The organism is Pseudomonas sp. NPDC090592 (genome assembly GCF_044769185.1).
GTDB lineage: Bacteria > Pseudomonadota > Gammaproteobacteria > Pseudomonadales > Pseudomonadaceae > Aquipseudomonas.
This window is the reverse complement of the sequence record NZ_JBIVXJ010000003.1, coordinates 266,543-285,583: the sequence shown is the minus strand read 5'-3', so window position 1 is coordinate 285,583 and position 19,041 is coordinate 266,543. Positions and strand designations below refer to the sequence as shown.

12 protein-coding genes are annotated in these 19,041 nt (G+C 63.0%); 1 reads left to right on the top strand and 11 read right to left on the bottom strand.

The window, feature by feature from the left end; genetic code table 11:
• Positions 1 to 180 precede the first annotated feature (180 nt).
• From hemE to pilM, 11 genes are all read right to left on the bottom strand, one after another.
• A complete protein-coding gene (gene hemE / locus ACIQUI_RS04210) occupies positions 181 to 1,245 on the bottom strand; it encodes a uroporphyrinogen decarboxylase (RefSeq protein WP_403195171.1) in 1,065 nt (354 codons plus the stop codon).
• Between the two features lie 142 nt (positions 1,246 to 1,387).
• Entirely contained in the window at positions 1,388 to 2,908 is a 1,521-nt protein-coding gene (locus tag ACIQUI_RS04205) for an amidase family protein (protein WP_403195169.1), read from the bottom strand.
• A gap of 128 nt (positions 2,909 to 3,036) precedes the next feature.
• Positions 3,037 to 4,455 carry an FAD-dependent oxidoreductase gene (locus ACIQUI_RS04200; protein ID WP_403195168.1) on the bottom strand — a complete coding sequence of 473 codons (1,419 nt, stop codon included), beginning with the start codon at positions 4,453 to 4,455 and terminating at the stop codon, positions 3,037 to 3,039.
• Between the two features lie 120 nt (positions 4,456 to 4,575).
• Positions 4,576 to 9,021: a glutamate synthase large subunit gene (gene gltB, locus ACIQUI_RS04195; protein ID WP_403195166.1), complete on the bottom strand. Its 4,446-nt coding sequence runs from the start codon at positions 9,019 to 9,021 to the stop codon at positions 4,576 to 4,578.
• Positions 9,022 to 9,394: 373 nt separating this feature from the next.
• Complete coding sequence (locus ACIQUI_RS04190; protein ID WP_403195164.1) at positions 9,395 to 11,002, bottom strand: SPOR domain-containing protein; 1,608 nt, start codon at positions 11,000 to 11,002, stop codon at positions 9,395 to 9,397.
• A gap of 15 nt (positions 11,003 to 11,017) precedes the next feature.
• Positions 11,018 to 12,115, bottom strand: coding sequence for a 3-dehydroquinate synthase (gene aroB, locus ACIQUI_RS04185; protein WP_391126473.1), 1,098 nt, complete (start codon positions 12,113 to 12,115; stop codon positions 11,018 to 11,020).
• Positions 12,116 to 12,212: 97 nt separating this feature from the next.
• Complete coding sequence (gene aroK, locus ACIQUI_RS04180; RefSeq protein ID WP_391126476.1) at positions 12,213 to 12,731, bottom strand: shikimate kinase AroK; 519 nt, start codon at positions 12,729 to 12,731, stop codon at positions 12,213 to 12,215.
• Between the two features lie 4 nt (positions 12,732 to 12,735).
• A complete protein-coding gene (locus ACIQUI_RS04175; RefSeq protein WP_403195161.1) occupies positions 12,736 to 14,004 on the bottom strand; it encodes a type IV pilus secretin PilQ in 1,269 nt (422 codons plus the stop codon).
• A complete protein-coding gene (locus tag ACIQUI_RS04170) occupies positions 13,928 to 14,929 on the bottom strand; it encodes a pilus assembly protein PilP (RefSeq protein ID WP_403195159.1) in 1,002 nt (333 codons plus the stop codon). Before ACIQUI_RS04170 ends, ACIQUI_RS04175 begins: the two co-directional genes overlap by 77 nt.
• An 11-nt stretch (positions 14,930 to 14,940) precedes the next feature.
• Positions 14,941 to 15,477: a PilN domain-containing protein gene (locus ACIQUI_RS04165; RefSeq protein WP_403195158.1), complete on the bottom strand. Its 537-nt coding sequence runs from the start codon at positions 15,475 to 15,477 to the stop codon at positions 14,941 to 14,943.
• Positions 15,474 to 16,355 (bottom strand): type IV pilus biogenesis protein PilM, encoded by an 882-nt coding sequence (pilM, locus tag ACIQUI_RS04160; protein WP_403195156.1) that lies wholly within the window; start codon positions 16,353 to 16,355, stop codon positions 15,474 to 15,476. The genes ACIQUI_RS04165 and pilM overlap by 4 nt, the downstream gene beginning before the upstream one ends.
• A 191-nt stretch (positions 16,356 to 16,546) precedes the next feature.
• Here pilM and ACIQUI_RS04155 point away from each other — a divergent pair, with 191 nt between their 5' ends.
• Positions 16,547 to 19,000, top strand: a complete 2,454-nt coding sequence (locus ACIQUI_RS04155; protein WP_403195155.1) for a penicillin-binding protein 1A — start codon at positions 16,547 to 16,549, stop codon at positions 18,998 to 19,000.
• Positions 19,001 to 19,041: the final 41 nt, after the last annotated feature.

Genomic DNA, 19,041 nt, shown 5'->3' with positions numbered 1-19,041 from the left:
GGCGGGGGCGGCCCCCCCCCCCCCCCCCCCCACCCCCCACCCCCCACCCCCCACCCCCCCCCCCCCCGGCCCCGGCGGGGGGGGCGGGCCCCCCCCGGCGATGGGCACCAACGCGGCCCCAAATTGTTTAACTGACTGGCATTGGGTACATGGCCGGGCTTTTTGTTTTCAGCGATCAATTCACTGGTGGTACTGCGCCGACAGCTCGTGCACGGCATTGATGAACACGCCGGCATGCTCCGGGTCGACTTCCGGGGTAATGCCGTGGCCAAGGTTGAACACATGGCCAGTGCCGTGGCCATAGCTGGCCAGGATCCGCGCCACTTCCTGGCGGATAGCCTCGGGCTTGGCGTACAGCACGGTCGGGTCCATGTTGCCTTGCAGGGCCACCTTGTCACCCACGCGGCGGCGGGCGTCACCGATCTCGCAGGTCCAGTCCAGGCCCAGTGCGTCGGCACCGGCTTCAGCGATGCTTTCCAGCCACAGGCCGCCATTCTTGGTGAACAGGATCACCGGCACCTTGCGCCCTTCGTGTTCGCGGATCAGGCCGCTGACGATCTTGCGCATGTAGGCCAGGGAGAATTCCTGATAAGCCGCCGCCGACAGGTTGCCGCCCCAGGTGTCGAAAATCTGCACGGCCTGGGCGCCGGCCAGGATCTGGCCATTCAGGTAGCTGGTGACCGACTGGGCCAGCTTGTCCAGCAGCAGGTGCAGGGCTTGCGGGTTGTCGTAGGCCATGGCTTTGGTTTTGCGGAAGTCCTTGGACGAACCGCCTTCAACCATGTAGGTGGCCAGGGTCCACGGGCTGCCCGAGAAGCCGATCAGCGGCACGCGACCGTTCAACTCACGGCGGATTGTGCTGACCGCGTCCATCACGTAGCCCAGGTCTTTCTGCGGGTCGGGGATTGACAGTGCTTCGATATCGGCCGGGGTGCTGATGACCTTTTTGAAACGCGGCCCTTCGCCGGTTTCGAAGTACAGGCCCAGGCCCATGGCGTCAGGGATGGTGAGGATGTCCGAGAACAGGATCGCCGCGTCCAGCGGGTAGCGGTCCAGCGGCTGCAGGGTAACCTCGCAGGCAAACTGCGGGTTCATGCACAGGCTCATGAAGTCACCGGCCTTGGCGCGGCTGGCGCGGTACTCCGGCAGGTAGCGGCCGGCCTGGCGCATCATCCACACCGGGGTGACGTCTACGGGTTGCTTGAGCAGTGCACGCAGGAAACGGTCGTTCTTCAGGGCAGTCATGTCGGCATCCGGAAAAATAGTGCGGGCATTTTCTCAGACGCACAAAGAAAAGGCACGGCTGTTTGCCGTGCCTTTTGTCTATCGAGATGCCATAGATCAATATTTCTTGTGTACAACTACAATAATTTCTGTGTACCCATCACTACTTCAAGCCTTGCTCGAAGGCGAAACCTATCGAGAGCAAGGCAGCCTCAGTCCAGGGCAGGCTCGAAAAATAAACCCCAATCGGCCGCCCTGACTCATCCAGCCCAGCAGGCACATTCAAACCCGGATACCCCGCCTGTGCGCCAACGCCGCGCAAATCGCCGTCAGGTAGATCAAGCAACGCGTCCAGTACATGCTGGTTCGTGGTGCTGTCGAGCAATCGGCGGCTCTCTTCTCGTAGCCTGTCCGCCATGAGCCTATAGGTGGGTTCATCCAGTTCTTGTGCCTGGGCGTGTTCAAGAAGCTGTTGTCCGTAACCTTCCGCACCGGGATTCTTTTGGTTGTAGGCAATCACGTCTGCCAAGCTCTGCGGCTCGATACCCGGGCGCGCTCGCAGGTAGCGACCAAGCTCATGCTTGATGTCATGACTAAGAACGGCCATCTGCTCAGTGAACAGGCTCGGGATGACCATGTGGATGGGCACGAGCGTTGCCCCTGCTGCTTCGAGCACCATCGCCAGCCTGCCAAAGTGCGGGTGATCTACCGTCAACGACCCGTCCGGACGATAAAGTGGGTAACCCAGGCGCTTGCCCAGAAGCGCACCGCTATCAAGATTCGCCAGATAGTCCACCTCGATATGCTGCCCATCAGCTGCACCTGCAGTGCGTTGCTGCGCCGGCTCGCGCATCGCCCCCAGCAACAAAGCGATATCGCTGACGGATCGCGCTATCGGCCCAGCCGTATCCTGCCAGCTCGACAGAGGTACCAGCCCTGCCTGGCTCAACAACCCCAGCGTAGGCCGCAAACCTGCTACCAGATTTGCGTGGGCCGGGCAGATGATCGAACCATTGGTCTCGGTCCCAACCGACAGAGGCGCAAAACCTGCGGCAACCGCCGCTGCCGGGCCAGCACTCGAGCCGCAGACAGGTAGATGTAGCCCCCATGGGTTACGCACCTGCCCTCCTCGCCCACTCCAGCCCGGCGGAATGCCCCAATCCCTGAACCCGGCCAACTCTCCACCATTTGCTTTACCCAGCACCACTGCACCCGCACGGCGCAAATGTTGAACTACAGCCGCGTCCTCAACGGCGGGCTGGCCAATCAAGGCCAAGGAACCGCTGCTTGTCTGCATCATGTCTGCCGTGTCGATGTTGTCCTTCAACAGAACGGGAAGCCCATGCAACGGGCCGCGCAATTTGCCCGCAGCGCGCTCCTGGTCCAGGGCACCGGCAATCGACAAGGCATCCGGGTTGATTTCGACCACGGCATTCAAACTCGGGCCCTCACGGTCGAGCACAGCAATGCGTGCCAGGGCGCGCTGTACCAGGTGTACCGATGTAACAGTGCCATTAATCATGCGCGCCTGCAGCTCGCTGGCGCTCGCGAAATCATTTGCATCAGGGGGGATCAAAGACGCAAACCCCGGCCCATCAAAAGATGAACCGGGGTTTGCGATAGCACTTTGAAAGGTTGTCAGCAACAAGCTGGAGGTGATCAACACGCTCGCTAGTCTGTTCATATCGCTTTCCTCAACTGAAATGGGTCAATCCTTTCGGATTGACCCAATGTTGAGGATTAGCGTCTGAGGCAACAGAACGACAGGCTTCCCAGTGGCCTCGACCGCGCACCAATGTGCGCAGCCACCGATCACACTTCCAAAAAGTCCAGGATGCCTTCGGCGGCAGTACGCCCTTCGAAGATAGCCGTCACCACCAGGTCCGACCCACGCACCATGTCGCCACCGGCAAACACTTTCGGGTTGCTGGTCTGGTGCTTGAACTTGCCCTTCTCCGGCGCCACCACACGGCCCTGGCTGTCCAGCTGGATACCATGCTGCTCGAACCACGGCGCCGGGCTCGGGCGGAAGCCGAAGGCGATCACCACGGCATCGGCCGGCAGGATCTCTTCAGAACCCGGGATCGGCTCGGGGCTGCGGCGGCCACGGGCATCCGGCTCACCCAGGCGGGTCTCGACCACCTTCACGCCTTCAACCTTGTCTTCGCCGACAATGGCGATAGGCTGGCGGTTGTAGAGGAACTTTACGCCCTCTTCCTTGGCGTTCTTCACCTCTTTGCGCGAGCCTGGCATGTTGGCTTCGTCACGGCGATAAGCGCAGGTCACCGACTTGGCACCCTGGCGGATCGACGTGCGGTTGCAGTCCATCGCGGTGTCGCCACCGCCCAGCACCACCACCTTCTTGCCCTGCATGTCGACGAAGTCTTCCGGCGATTTCTCGAAGCCCAGGTTGCGGTTGACGTTGGCGATCAGGAAGTCCAGCGCGTCGTGCACACCTGGCAGGTCCTCGCCCGGGAAGCCACCCTTCATGTAGGTGTAGGTACCCATGCCCATGAACACGGCGTCGTACTCGGCGAGCAACTGTTCCATGGTCACGTCCTTGCCCACCTCGGTATTCAGGCGGAACTCGATGCCCATGCCGGTGAACACTTCGCGGCGGTTGCTGAGCACGGTCTTTTCCAGCTTGAACTCAGGGATGCCGAAGGTCAGCAGGCCACCGATCTCAGGGTTCTTGTCGAACACCACCGGGGTCACGCCAGCACGCACCAGTACGTCGGCACAGCCCAGGCCAGCCGGGCCAGCACCGATGATGGCAACGCGCTTGCCGGTTGGTTTGACCTTGGACATGTCCGGGCGCCAGCCCATGGCGAAGGCGGTGTCGGTGATGTACTTCTCGACCGAACCGATGGTCACCGCGCCGAAGCCGTCATTCAGGGTGCAGGCGCCCTCGCACAGACGGTCTTGCGGGCATACGCGGCCACACACTTCCGGCAGGGTGTTGGTCTGGTGCGACAGCTCCGCCGCGGCCAGGATGTTGCCTTCGGACACCAGCTTCAACCAGTTGGGGATGAAGTTGTGTACCGGGCACTTCCACTCGCAATACGGGTTACCGCAGCCCAGACAGCGGTGTGCCTGATCCACGGACTGCTGCGGCTTGAACGGTTCGTAGATTTCCACGAACTCCTTCTTGCGCTGGCGCAGCAACTTTTTCTTCGGGTCCTTGCGGCCCACTTCGATGAACTGGAAGTCGTTGTTCAGACGTTCAGCCATTTTTCAAAACCTCTTTACAGCAGCTGCAAGCTACAAGCTGCAAGCCGCAAGACGATCACTTAAGCCGGGCAAACCTCGTGCTGCTATTTGCAGCTTGAGGCTTGCCACTTGCAGCTGTTTTTACTGCGGGTTGGCACGGGTGCTGGACAGCAACTGCTTCAGGTTGGCCGCCTTCGGCTTCACCAGCCAGAAGCGCCGCACGTAGTCGTCCAGGTTCTCCGAGAGCTCACGCCCCCACTCGCTGCCGGTTTCTTCCACATACTCGCCCAGGACACGCGCCAGGTGGCTGCGGTACGCCTCCATCGCTTCACCACTGATACGCTGGATTTCCACCAGTTCGTGGTTGAGCTTGTCGACGAAGCTATTGTCCATGTCGAGCACGTAGGCGAAGCCGCCAGTCATGCCAGAACCGAAGTTGTAACCGGTCTTGCCCAGGACGCAGACAAAGCCGCCGGTCATGTATTCACAGCAGTGATCGCCAGTGCCCTCGACAACAGCGTGGGCGCCGGAGTTACGCACAGCGAAGCGCTCGCCCGCAGTACCGGCGGCAAACAGCTTGCCGCCAGTGGCACCGTACAGGCAGGTGTTGCCGACGATAGCGCTGTGCTGGGTTTCGAACGGGCTGCCGGCTGGCGGCACGATGGTGACCTTGCCACCGGTCATGCCCTTGCCGACGTAGTCGTTGGCGTCGCCTTCCAGGTGCAGGTTCAGGCCGCCGGCGTTCCACACGCCGAAGCTCTGGCCAGCAGTGCCCTTGAAGCGGAAGGTGATCGGCGCCGCGGCCATCCCCTGGTTGCCATGCAGACGGGCGATTTCGCCCGACACACGCGCACCGATGGAACGGTCGCAGTTGCAGATGTCGAGGTTGAACGCGCCACCGGCCTGATCGCGGATGGCCGGCATGGCCATGTCCACCATCTTCTCGGCCAGCTCGCCCTGGTCGAATGGCGGGTTCTTGTCGACTTCGCAGAACTGCGGCTTGTCAGCCGGAATGTGCGAGCTGCCCAGCAGCGGCGTCAGGTCCAGGTGGTGCTGGCGCTCGGTATCGCCTGGCAACACGTCGAGCAGGTCGGTACGGCCGATCAGCTCGCCCAGGCTGCGTACACCCAGCTTGGCCAGCCACTCACGGGTCTCTTCGGCGACGAAGGTGAAGAAGTTGATCACCATGTCGACAGTGCCGATGTAGTGGTCCTTGCGCAGCTTGTCGTTCTGGGTGGCAACGCCGGTGGCGCAGTTGTTCAGGTGGCAGATGCGCAGGTATTTGCAGCCCAGGGCGATCATTGGCGCGGTACCGAAGCCGAAGCTTTCGGCGCCGAGGATGGCCGCCTTGATCACGTCCAGGCCGGTTTTCAGGCCGCCGTCGGTTTGTACCCGAACCTTACCACGCAGGTCGTTGCCGCGCAGGGTCTGGTGGGTTTCCGCCAGGCCCAGTTCCCACGGCGCACCGGCGTACTTGATCGAGGTCAGTGGCGAAGCACCGGTACCACCGTCGTAGCCGGAGATGGTGATCAGGTCGGCATAGGCCTTGGCCACACCCGCGGCGATGGTGCCGACGCCGGCTTCTGCCACCAGCTTGACCGATACCAGCGCCTGCGGGTTGACCTGCTTGAGGTCGTAGATCAGCTGGGCCAGGTCTTCGATCGAATAGATATCGTGGTGCGGGGGTGGCGAAATCAGGGTCACGCCCGGTACCGCGTAGCGCAGCTTGGCGATCAGGCCGTTGACCTTGCCGCCTGGCAACTGGCCGCCCTCACCGGGCTTGGCGCCCTGGGCAACCTTGATTTGCAGCACTTCGGCGTTTACCAGGTACTCCGGGGTCACGCCAAAGCGGCCGGTGGCCACCTGCTTGATCTTGGAGCTGCGGACAGTGCCGTAGCGCGAAGGGTCTTCACCGCCCTCACCGGAGTTGGAACGCGCACCCAGGCGGTTCATGGCCTCGGCCAGCGCTTCGTGGGCTTCCGGCGACAGTGCACCCAGCGAGATACCGGCGGAGTCGAAGCGCTTGAGGATGGCCTCCAGCGGCTCGACGTGCTCCAGCGGCAGCGGCTGGTCGGCCACTTTCACCTTCAGCAGGTCGCGGATCATCGACACCGGGCGCGTTTCGACCAGCGTGGTGTATTCCTTGAACTTGGCGTAGTCGCCCTGTTGCACGGCGGCTTGCAGGGTGTTGACCACGTCCGGGTTGTAGGCGTGGTACTCACCACCGTGCACGAACTTCAGCAGGCCACCTTGCTGGATCGGCTTGCGCGCGCTCCAGGCCTCGGCCGCCAGCAGCTTCTGGTCGTTTTCCAGGTCTTCGAAGCGTGCACCCTTGATGCGGCTGGACACACCCTTGAAGCTCAGGCCGACCACTTCCTCGGACAGGCCGATGGCTTCGAACAGCTGCGCACCGCGGTACGAGGTAATGGTGGAGATACCCATCTTCGACAGGATCTTCAGCAAGCCCTTGGAGATGCCTTTGCGGTAGTACTTGAAGACTTCGTCCAGGTCGCCCAGCACTTCGCCGGTGCGGATCAGGTCAGCCAGCACTTCATAGGCCAGGTACGGGTAAACGGCCGAGGCACCGAAGCCCAGCAGCACGGCGAAGTGGTGCGGGTCGCGGGCGGTGGCGGTTTCAACCAGGATGTTGCTGTCGCAACGCAGGCCCTGCTCGGTCAGGCGGTGGTGCACCGCGCCAACAGCCAGCGAAGCGTGCACCGGCAGCTTGCCCGGGGCGATGTAACGGTCGCTCAGCACCAGCTGGGTCTTGCCAGCGCGCACGGCTTCTTCAGCCTGGTCGGCGATGTTGCGGATGGCCGCTTCCAGGCCGATGCCCTGCTCATAGTTGAGGTCGATCAGCTGGCGGTCGAAACCTTCGCGCTCCAGGTTCATCAGCGAACGCCACTTGGCGGGCGAAATCACCGGCGAGCTGAGGATCACCCGCGAAGCGTGCTCCGGGGATTCCTGGAAGATGTTGCGCTCGGCACCGAGGCAGATCTCCAGCGACATCACGATCGCTTCGCGCAGCGGGTCGATCGGTGGGTTGGTCACCTGGGCGAACTGCTGACGGAAGAAATCGAACGGCGAACGCACGCGCTGCGAAAGCACGGCCATCGGCGTGTCGTCACCCATCGAGCCAACGGCTTCCTGGCCCTGCTCACCCAGCGGGCGCAGCACCTGATCACGCTCTTCGAAGGTGACCTGGAACATCTTCATGTATTGCTTGAGCTGGTCAGCGTCGTAGCTGGCCGCGCCCTGGTCGTCGGTCAGCGTCGCCTGGATGCGGGTGGCGTGCTGACGCAGCCAGCGCTTGTACGGGTGGCGCGACTTCAGGCGGTTGTCGATGGCGTCGGTGTCGAGGATCTGGCCGGTTTCGGTGTCCACGGCAAGGATCTGGCCCGGGCCGACACGGCCTTTGGCCAACACTTCTTCAGGCTGGTAGCCCCATACGCCGATTTCCGAGGCGATGGTGATGTAGCCATTGGTGGTGGTCACCCAGCGCGCCGGGCGCAGGCCGTTGCGGTCGAGCAGGCACACCGCGTGGCGGCCTTCGGTCATGACGATACCGGCCGGGCCATCCCACGGCTCCATGTGCATGGAGTTGTATTCGTAGAAGGCGCGCAGGTCGGCGTCCATGGTCTCGACGTTCTGCCAGGCTGGCGGTACCAGCATGCGCACGCCGCGGAACAGGTCGATGCCACCGGTCACCATCAGTTCCAGCATGTTGTCCATGCTCGACGAGTCGGAACCCACGCAGTTGACCAGCGGGCCGAGCTCTTCGAGGTCGGGGATCAGGTCATTGGCGAACTTGGTGCGACGGGCCATGGCCCAGTTGCGGTTGCCGGTGATGGTATTGATCTCGCCGTTGTGGGCGAGGAAGCGGAACGGCTGCGCCAGCGGCCATTTCGGCAGGGTGTTGGTGGAGAAGCGCTGGTGGAACACGCAGATCGCGGTTTGCAGGCGCTCGTCACCCAGGTCTGGGTAAAACGCCGCGAGATCGCGCGGCATCATCAGGCCTTTGTAGATGATGGTCTTGTGCGAGAAGCTGCAAATGTAATGGTCGGCGTCGTGGGCGTTGGCCACCGACGAACGACGACGGGCACTGAACAGCTTGATGGCGAATTCCTGATCGCTCAGGCCTTCACCGCCGATGAACACCTGCTCGATCTGCGGCAGGCGCTCCAGGGCCAGGCGGCCCAGTACGCTGGTGTCGATCGGCACCTTGCGCCAGCCGACCAGCTTCAGGCCAGCGGCGAGGATCTCGCGGTCCATGTTGGCGCGGGCAGCTTCGGCTTTGACCGGGTCCTGGTTGAAGAACACCATGCCGACGGCGTACTGCTTGGGCAGCTCGACGGCGAAGTGTTCCTGGGCCACGGCACGCAGGAATTGATCGGGCTTCTGCATGAGCAGACCGCAACCGTCACCGGTCTTGCCGTCGGCGTTGATACCGCCGCGGTGGGTCATGCAGGTAAGCGCCTGCATGGCGGTTTGCAGAAGGTGGTGGCTCGGCTCGCCCGTCATATGGGCGATCAGGCCAAAACCACAGTTGTCCTTGAATTCTTCGGGATGGTACAGACCTGTTTTCATAGACACATTCTCACCAGGTTCACCTCTCAACGGAGGCAAATCTCTTTTTTTAACAACCACTTACCATCCACGCCGATCAAACGCCAGCTTTTTTGCGGTGGCCATGGAAAACCATTGTTGCACAGCGACAGCGATGCCCACAAATTTTCATGTCTCACCATTGAAAATTTATGTCGCAATTTTGAATGTTTTTGGGCCATGCGCCGTGATAGCGGCTTGGCTCGAGTCTGAAGCGTTTCAGCCATGACTGCAACTAGGGCTTGTGGCCGGCAGTCTGGGACAGAAAAGCCTGCCGCGTTAAAACGCAGCAGGCTAGTCGAAAGCTAGAATTCGCTTAGCTACTGGGCGGCGGGGTGATGCCGCCCGGAAGGTATCAGCGGGCCGAAGCCAGCTCTTGTTGGACGCTGGCGACGGTACGTGGCCAAGGTTTACCAGCCTGGACCTTCGCTGGCAAGTTCTTGATTGCCGCAACCGCTGCGTCACGGTTGGCGAAGCTGCCATAAGTGACTACGAACAGCGGCTTGCCCTGCAGGTTTTTCTTGAAGTAGCGATAGTCGCCACCCTGGGCCTTGACGTACGCCTGGGCCGAAGCTTCGGAACTGGTGCCGAGGATCTGCACCACGTAGTTGCCCGGTTTCTGTCCAGCGTACCAGCCACCGCTACCACCAGCAGCAGGCGCTGGTTTTTCAGCAGGCTTGGCGGCCGGTTTGGCCACGGCGACCTGGGTTGGTGCTGGCGCAGGCTTGGCCGGTGCAACCGGCTTGGCTGGCTGGGTTGCGACCGGTTTTGGCGCAGGCGCTACCGGCTGTGCGGGCTGGGCAGGAACACTGGCAACAGACTGCGCAGGCGCCGGGCCAGCCGGCACGCCTTGCGGCGGCGCAATGGTGGTGACGGTTGGCGGCGGGTTGCCAGGCTGCAGGGCGGTGTCGCCAGCCGGGCTGCCTTCCTCACCCTCGCCCATGCCAGCGGCCTGGGCCAGCGGCTCGCGCATCACCGGCTGGGACTGGCCAACCAGTGGCAATGGCATCGGCTGGGAAGAGCCAGAGAACTCGATGGCAGCACCCTGCTTGCCCTCGCCAAGCGGCAGCTGGGCCTGGGCGGCCGGCGCTTCGGCCGGGGCCTTGTCACCCTTCTTGGGCATCAATACCGCGGCGCCAACGGCGACCACGACCACAGCGGACAGCGCGAGCACATGTTTTTTAGGCATCTTGAACCCCATGGATGGTCGCTTGACCGTCGAGCGGCTGGCGATCATGGCTTCGATCAAAGTGTCACGGGCGACCTGGTTGATGTTGCCAGGCCAACCGTCGGAGTTTTCATGGATATCGACGATCTGTTCACGGCTGAACACCTCGATGCCCCGGCCAGCCCCTTCCAGGCGCTGCTCCAGGTACTCGCGGGTTTCTTCTTCACTGTAGGGGGCAAGCTCGATGATGTGGAAGCGTTCTTCCTCGACATTGAGTTCATCCAGCCCGGCAATCAGCGAAGGCTCACCAAACAGGAATATATGCGGGCGCCCTTCCGGCACTCCCGCCGCCAATTCCAGCAACGCTTGGAGTGCCGACTCGTCGAGTTGTTCCGCATCGTCCACCAGCAAATACACTTCCTGCCCGGTGAGTGCCAGCTGCACGACCTTGGACAGGATCGCCTGCACTTCAGCCTTGTCCACGCCCAGGTCCTGGGCAACGTGGGCCAGCATGCCGGAGGCATCGCTGGCACTGCGGGCAGACACCACCACACTCTGCACGGCCTGCTTGTTGGTACTGGCCACCAGGGCCTGGCGCAGCAGCGACTTGCCGCTGCCCAGCGGGCCGCTGACCACCAGCATCAGCTGGCTGTAGCGCGCCAGGTGGTGCAACTGGCCAAGCACAGGCTTGCGCTGGGCCGGGAAGAACTTGAAGCCGGGCACGCGGGGCGCGAACGGATCGTGACTCAACTGGTAATGGTCGAGAAAGGCCTCATCGGCATGCAAACTGGTCATTGCGCTGTCACAACCTCAAAGCTGGGCCACGATCGCGCGGTAATCCGCCGACAGCGTGGCCTGTAGAATCTCTTTCGGATAGTCGTCGGTGACCACGGCCTCGCCCATCTGGCGCAGCAGCACCAGACGCAAGCGCCCGTCGAGCACCTTCTTGTCGACCGCCATGTGCTCCATGAAATGCGCCGGGGTCATTTCCTGTGGTGGCACCACCGGCAAACCTGCGTCCTGCAACAGGCGGATTCCGCGATCGCGCTCGGCCTGGTCGATCCAGCCAAGGCGCATGGACATTTCCAGGGCCATCACCGTGCCCGCTGCCACGGCCTCGCCGTGCAGCCACACGCCATACCCCATGTGGGTCTCGATGGCATGCCCGAAGGTATGCCCCAGGTTCAGCGTGGCCCGTACGCCGGACTCACGCTCGTCGGCCCCCACTACCGCAGCCTTGGCCGCGCAGGAGCGGCTGATTGCCTCGGTCAGGGCCACAGGGTCAAGGCCACGCAAGGCCTGGATATTGTCCTCAAGCCAGGCAAGGAACGGCTTGTCGCAGATCAGGCCGTACTTGATCACTTCAGCCAGGCCCGCCGACAGCTCGCGCGCGGGCAACGTGTTCAGGCTGGTCGTGTCGATCAGCACCGCATTGGGCTGATAGAAGGCGCCTACCATGTTCTTGCCCAGCGGGTGGTTGATACCGGTCTTGCCGCCTACCGACGAGTCAACCTGGGAAAGCAAGGTGGTCGGCACCTGGATGAAGTCGACACCCCGCTGATAGCAGGCGGCCGCGAAGCCAGCCATGTCACCGATTACGCCGCCGCCAAGGGCGACCACGGTGGTACGGCGATCATGGCGCGCGGTGAGCAGGCCATCGAAGATCAGCTGCAGGGTTTCCCAGTTCTTGTAGGCTTCGCCATCGGGCAACACCACTGGCAGCACCGAATAGGCGCCCAGGGTCTTGGTCAGGCGTTCGAGATACAGGGGCGCGACGGTCTCGTTGGAAACGATGGCAACTTGCCGGCCGGCAATGTGCGGCGCCAGCAGTTCGGGCTGGTCCAGCAGGCCTTCGCCAATGTAGATCGGGTAGCTACGCTCGCCCAGGTCGACCTTAAGTGTCTGCATGTTTCCCCACAATGTACTTGGGCGCGGCGCCTTACGGGCAACCCACGCGGTAACGTTGAACCTCGCCTCGGCGCTGGTGGCCGAGAATAGTCCCGGGTTAACGGGGCGGCAACTGCTGCAAGCGTTCGAGAATATCGATCACCACCATGCGTGGCGGCCGCTCGTCGGTTTCCACTACCACGTCGGCGATCTCGCGATAGAGCGGGTCACGGGCTTCCAGCAAGGCGCGCAAGGTTGCCTCGGGGTTGGCGGTGCGCAACAACGGGCGATTGCGATCGCGCGCGGTACGGCCAACCTGCTGTTCCACCGAGGCATGCAGGTAGATCACCCGGCCACCCTGATGCAATGCCTGGCGGTTGGCTTCGCGCATCACGGCACCACCGCCGGTCGCCAGGACCACGCCATCGAGTTCGCACAGTTCGGCGATCATTGCCTGCTCGCGATCACGGAAACCCGGCTCGCCTTCCTTGTCGAAAATCCACGGGATATTGGCGCCGCATCGCAGTTCGATTTCCTTGTCGGAATCCTTGAACAGCAGGCGCAGCTCTTTGGCCAAAAGGCGTCCAATGGTGCTTTTACCAGCGCCCATGGGCCCCACAAGTATCAAATTTCGCACAGAATCAACGACTCACAGCAATCGCCTGGTCACTCATGATACGCGGAGTCAGGAAGACCAGCAGCTCGGATTTTTTCTCTTGTAATGCATCGCGTCGAAATAGCCGCCCAACATACGGCAGATCACCGAAAAATGGCACCTTGTCGACCACATTGTTTTGCGAAGTCGAGTACACGCCACCAATCACGATCGTTTCGCCGTCCGCCACGCGAACCTTCGCATTGACCTCGTTCTTGCGGATTGGCGGCACCTCGTTCAAGGCATTGACGAAATCCGGCTCGTCCTTGGTCACCCTGACCGCCATGATTACCTTGTTGTCCGGTGTAATCTGCGGCGTCACCTCAAGCGACAGCGACGCCTCGCGAAAGGCCACCGAGGTGGCGCCGCTCTGGCTGGTTTCCTGGTAGGGCACCTCGGTGCCCTTGAGGATCCTGGCTGTTTCCTTGTCGGCCGTGACCACCTTGGGCTGCGAGATGATCTCGCCGTTGCCGCTCTTTTCCATGGCGCTGAGTTCCAGGTCGAGCAGCACATCGCCGCGCAGCAGGCCCAGGCCGACGCCAGTGCCTGCACGCTCCACGCCAAGATCGACGAACAACTCCTTGCCCGGCCGCAGGCGCTCACCGTAAAGCGGCCCGCCCCAGCGCACCCCCAGGCTTTTCTCGTAATCGACATTTGCCTCGACAATACGCGCCTCGATCGCCACCTGGCGCACTGGCACATCCAGTTGTGCAACCAGTTGGCGCAATTCGGCCAGACGATACGCAGGCTGGTGCGCCACCAGGGTATTGGTGCGTTCATCGACGCCCAGGCTGCCTCGACCGGCAAGGGTGTCGTCATCCACCAGGGTGTTCAGCAATAGCTCGACCAGCTCGGTGGCCTTGGCATGGTGGATCGGTATCAACTCACGGCGTAACGGCTGCACGTTCGCATCGGCGACCGCCCCCACCGCGGTATCGAACGGCCGCGAAGCAAACGCTGCCGCAGGTGCCACCAGCAACACATTGCCCTCCTGCCGGCGGGCCAGGCCCTTGCTGCGCAGCACCAGGTCAAGGGCCTGATCCCAGGGTACGTCCTGCAAACGCAAGGTGACATTACCCTGTACGTCATCGCCAACCACCAGGTTGACGCCCGCATAATCGGCCAGCACCTGCAAAACCGAGCGCACCTCCACATCCTGGAAGTTCAACGACAGTGGCTCACCCTGATAAGGCATCGCCGACGCCAGCGGGCTCGAAAGCAGCGCTGCCACTCCCCATTTCATCAACATTTTCATTCCGCTCCGAGGCCTCCTTGCCCAAGCGTTTCGCCAGGGTGATGAACGCCGTGCGCTCGTGCCACACCCCCGCCATGAATAGCCGTTCGCGTACCTCAACACCGCCTTGATCGATTCGCACCACCACGCCGCTATTACGACCCAGTCGCTCTCCTGCACGCACGCGGTAGAGCCGGCCAGCCGCCATCAACAGGGCCTCGTGCGCTGTTCCCCGCGACAGGCTGCCGACCATTTCCACTTGTGCCAGCGGCACGCTGGCCAGCCCGGAGCCAACCGTGCGTGCCCCCACGGCCGCGAAGGGGTCGACCACAGGCACTGGCGTCGCGGCCCTGGCCGGCATGCGCGCAAGCACATCAGCTGCTGGCACGGGTGCGGGCGAGTGAAAGGCATCGACGCGCAACTGCAGACGCAAAAACCCAGGCTGACCTTCAACTGCGGCCAGGTTCATCTCGCCGCTGCGCAGCAGGCGCGCCTGGCCCAGCCAGTCACCCAGCCACTGACGCAAAGCCACGTAACGCCCCACTACGTGCAGTTCCAGCGGTACTTTGCGGTAGCCAGCCAGTTGCTCGGCCTCGTGCACGTCGAGCCTTTCGATCAACAGGCCGTGCGCATGCCCCGAAGCCGCCAGGCGGTCGAGCAGGTCGCTCATGCCCTCCCCGGCGGCCAGGTACCATTGAGCCTCCCGCAACCGCTGCTCGGCATCCAACAGAGCAGCCTGCATCTGCTCCAGCTCGACCCGCTTCGCCACACTGGCTGAAAGCTGCTCGCTCAATACAGCCTGTCGAGCCGCTTCTTGCGCCTGTTGTTGCAAGCCCACGGGCAGGCGAAGCGCGCAACCCAAACCAAACACCAGTGCAGCAACCAGCACCGGCACCACGCACCTCATACGTCTGGAGCCCTCGACGACCGCCAACCAGGCATGCACCGACCCCACATTCACGACCAGAACGCCGACACGCGCGCAGTCACCCGAAACTCATCACCACCCGGCAAGCTCCTGACGCGCCTGAGCTGCAGGTCAAGCAGAAGGCCCGACCGGTCCAGGTCGCGCATGAACTGCGCCACCACGGCACCGGACGTCGCCAGGCCGGTCATGTTCAGGTGGCCATCCTCCAGGCTGAGGTCGATTAGCTGGAGGCCCATCGGCAGCGCCTGTTCAAGGCCAGTGAGCATGTCGCCCAACACACCCTGCCGGGCGCGCAAGCCCTCCAGCGCCACCGCACGGGCAATCAGTGCCTCGTACTTTGCCTGCATTTCGGCCAGCGGCTGCAGTTGCTCAGTCAATTCCTCAAGAACGGCCTGTTGCCGGACATTGGCCAGCGCCTGCTGTTGCCCGCGCTGCCGGGCCATCTGGTCGACCAGCGTCACGGCGCACAGGGCCAGCACTACGCCGACAACCAGCTGGGTGCGAAAACGCCGTAGTGCCGCCCGACGCTGCCGCTCACGCCAGGGCAACAGATTCAACCGCATCATGGGCGCAACCCTCCGAGCGCCAGGGCACAGGCCAGCAGCATCGAGCCATCGACATGTTCAAGCCCGCTCAGGCCAGGTAAATGCCGGCACGGCGCATTCAGCTGGCAGCCAAGGCCATGCAACCAACGCGGGTCCACCGCCGAACTGCTGCTTATCCACAGGCCCGCAGGCAAATGCACATCAGCAAGCAAGGCATGCAGGTGCTCCGACAGCTGCCCCATCGCCTTGAGCCCCGGTGCTGGCAGCTCACGGCGCTGGCAGGGCTGGCCAGGCTGCCAGTCATGAAGCACTGCGCCGTGCGCTTCGACACGCAGCAGTGCCGAGCCTTCAAGGCAACCCCGAGGCAACATGCGACACAGGGCGATGTTGTCGACCTCGACAGCCTCAAGCTGTAGCCCTGCCTCCGCGACGACGGCTTCAAGTGACGCCAGCGCACTTTGCCGGCACACGGCCACCATCACTTCCGTGCACCCCGGCTGTTCACGGGACGCGCCCAAGACCTGAAAATCCAGGGCCAGGTCGTCCAACGGAAACGGGAACAGCTGTTCAGCGTCGGCCAGCAACTGCGCCTCAAGCGCATCCCCTGCCTGCGCCATCGGCAGATGGCACAGCTTGCAGATCACCTGACTGGCCGGCAACGCCAGCGCCACCCGGCGCTGCCTGGAGCCGCTGCGTCGGTAAGCTCGACGCAACGCTGCCACTACGGCACCGGGCTCGCTCACCCAGTCGTTGCCGACCGCGGACTCTAGTGGTTCTTGAGCCGAAGCAAGCACCCGGCAGCGCCGACCGCGCCGCTGAAGTTGCACAACCCGGACAACGTCGGAGGCAATTTCTACCCCCACGAGTGAACTGGCATCCCTGCCAAAGCGTCCTAACATCGCGGCTTCCTTGCTGCCACTTGCAGCGGCCTGTCGCAACCCCGCGTCAACACTGGGCCCGGCCTGCCCATCGGGCCGACGGGCAGCCTGGCCGGTAACCCGGAGAGGCGAAAAAATGCTTATAATGCCCAGCGTTTTCTGGTCCGCCGGACCTGCGTGCAATCCACTCCCAACCTGGACACCAAAAAGCCTTGATACGTCTGCTGAAGTTCTTCTGGTGGTCTTCCGTCGCAGTCATCTGCGCGCTCGTACTCGGTGTGAGCGGTGCGTTTCTGTATCTTAGCCCCAGCCTGCCCTCGGTCGAGTCCCTCAGAAGCATCCAGTTGCAGATCCCCCTCAGGGTGTACAGCAGCGACGGCAAGCTGATTGCCGAGTTCGGCGAAATGCGCCGCTCGCCGATCCGTTTTGCGGAAATTCCGCCACAGTTCATTCAGGCGCTTCTGTCAGCCGAGGACGACAATTTCCTCAACCACTATGGCGTCGACCCCAGCAGCCTGATGCGCGCCGCAACCCAATTGGTGAAAACCGGGCATATCCAGACCGGCGGCAGCACCATCACCATGCAGGTGGCGAAGAACTTCTTCCTCACCAGCGAACGCAGCTTCTCGCGCAAGACCAACGAGATCCTGCTGGCCCTGCAGATCGAGCGTGAGCTGACCAAGGACGAAATCCTCGAGCTGTACGTGAACAAGATCTACCTGGGCAACCGCGCCTACGGCATCGACGCTGCCGCGCAGGTTTACTACGGTAAATCGATCCGCGACGTGAGCCTGGCGCAGATGGCGATGATCGCCGGCCTGCCCAAGGCACCGTCGCGCTTCAACCCGCTGGCCAACCCGGTGCGCGCCAAGGAGCGCCGCGACTGGATCCTCGGCCGCATGTACAAGCTGGGCAAGATCGACGAAGCCAGCTACCAGGCAGCCCTGGCCGAGCCGCTCAACGCCAGCTATCACGTGCCCACGCCTGAGGTGAACGCCCCTTACATCGCCGAAATGGCCCGCGCCGAAATGGTCGGGCGTTACGGCAGCGACGCGTACACCGAAGGTTTCCGCGTCACTACCACAGTGCCCAGCGACATGCAGGACATGGCCAACAAGGCCATCCTCAACGGCCTCTCCGAGTATGACGAACGCCACGGTTACCGCGGCCCCGAAGCACGCTTCCCGGGCCGTACCCAGGCTGCCTGGCTGCAAGAGCTGGGCAAGCAGCGCATCCTGGGGGGCCTGGAACCGGCCATCGTCACCCATGTCGACAAAACCGGCCTCAAGGTTCTGACCCGGGACGGCCAGCAAGCCGAGGTCCCCTGGGACACCATGAAGTGGGCGCGCCCGTTCATCAATAGCAACGCCCAGGGCCGTACCCCGCAGTCGCCGGCCGATGTGGCCCAGGTCGGTGACCTGGTGCGCCTGCAGCGTCTGGACGATGGCAAATTCAAGTTCAGCCAGGTGCCTGGCGCACAAAGCGCCCTGGTCACCCTCGACCCTTACAATGGCGCTATTCGCGCACTGGTTGGCGGCTTCTCGTTCGAGCAGAGCAACTACAACCGCGCCATGCAGGCCAAGCGCCAGCCAGGCTCGAGCTTCAAGCCGTTCATCTACAGTGCCGCACTGGACAGCGGCTACACGGCAGCCACCCTGGTCAACGATGCGCCCATCGTGTTCGTCGACGAGTCGGTGGACAAAGTGTGGCGGCCGAAGAACGACACCAACACCTTCCTCGGCCCGATCCGCATGCGCGAAGCGCTGTACAAGTCGCGCAACCTGGTGTCGATCCGCTTGCTGCAGGCCATGGGTGTAGACCGCACCATCGACTACATTGCCAAGTTCGGCTTCAACAAGCAGGACCTGCCGCGCAACCTGTCGCTGGCCCTGGGCACAGCTACCCTCACGCCGATGGAAATTGCCACCGGCTGGAGCACCTTTGCCAACGGCGGCTACAAGATCACCCCGTACCTGATCGACCGCATCGAAAGCCGCACCGGCGAAACGCTGTTCACTGCCAACCCGGCCCGCGTACCGCAAGGTGCCGAGGACCAGGCTGGCCTGGCTGCACCCGAGCAGCCGATCAGCACCGCAGCCATGCCAGGCGAAGCACCACCGGCCTTCAGCCAGGTAGCGACCGCACCACAGGCACCTGCGGTGGCCGAGCAGATCATCGATGGCCGCACTACCTACATCCTTACCAGCATGCTGCAAGATGTGATCAAGCGCGGCACCGGCCGTCGGGCGCTGGCCCTGGGCCGTACCGACCTGGCGGGCAAGACGGGTACCACCAACGAATCCAAGGACGCCTGGTTCTCTGGCTACAACGCCGACTACGTGACTACCGTATGGGTCGGCTTCGACCAGCCGGAAACCCTTGGCCGCCGCGAGTACGGCGGTACAGCGGCGCTGCCGATCTGGATGAGCTTCATGGGTGCTGCGCTCAAGGACAAGCCGGCGCATGCGCCAGCAGAGCCGGAAGGCATCCTCAGCCTGCGCGTGGACCCGGTCAGTGGCCGTGCGGCATCGCCGAGCACCCCGAACGCCTACTTCGAACTGTTCAAGGCCGAAGACTCGCCACCGTCGGTAGACGAGTTGGGCAATGGCGCAGCACCGGGCAGCCCGCTGCCGGCTGATGAAGCGGCGCCTATGGATCTGTTCTGAGGAGCGCCTGACTCAGGTTATGCGTGGGCACGTAAATCGAG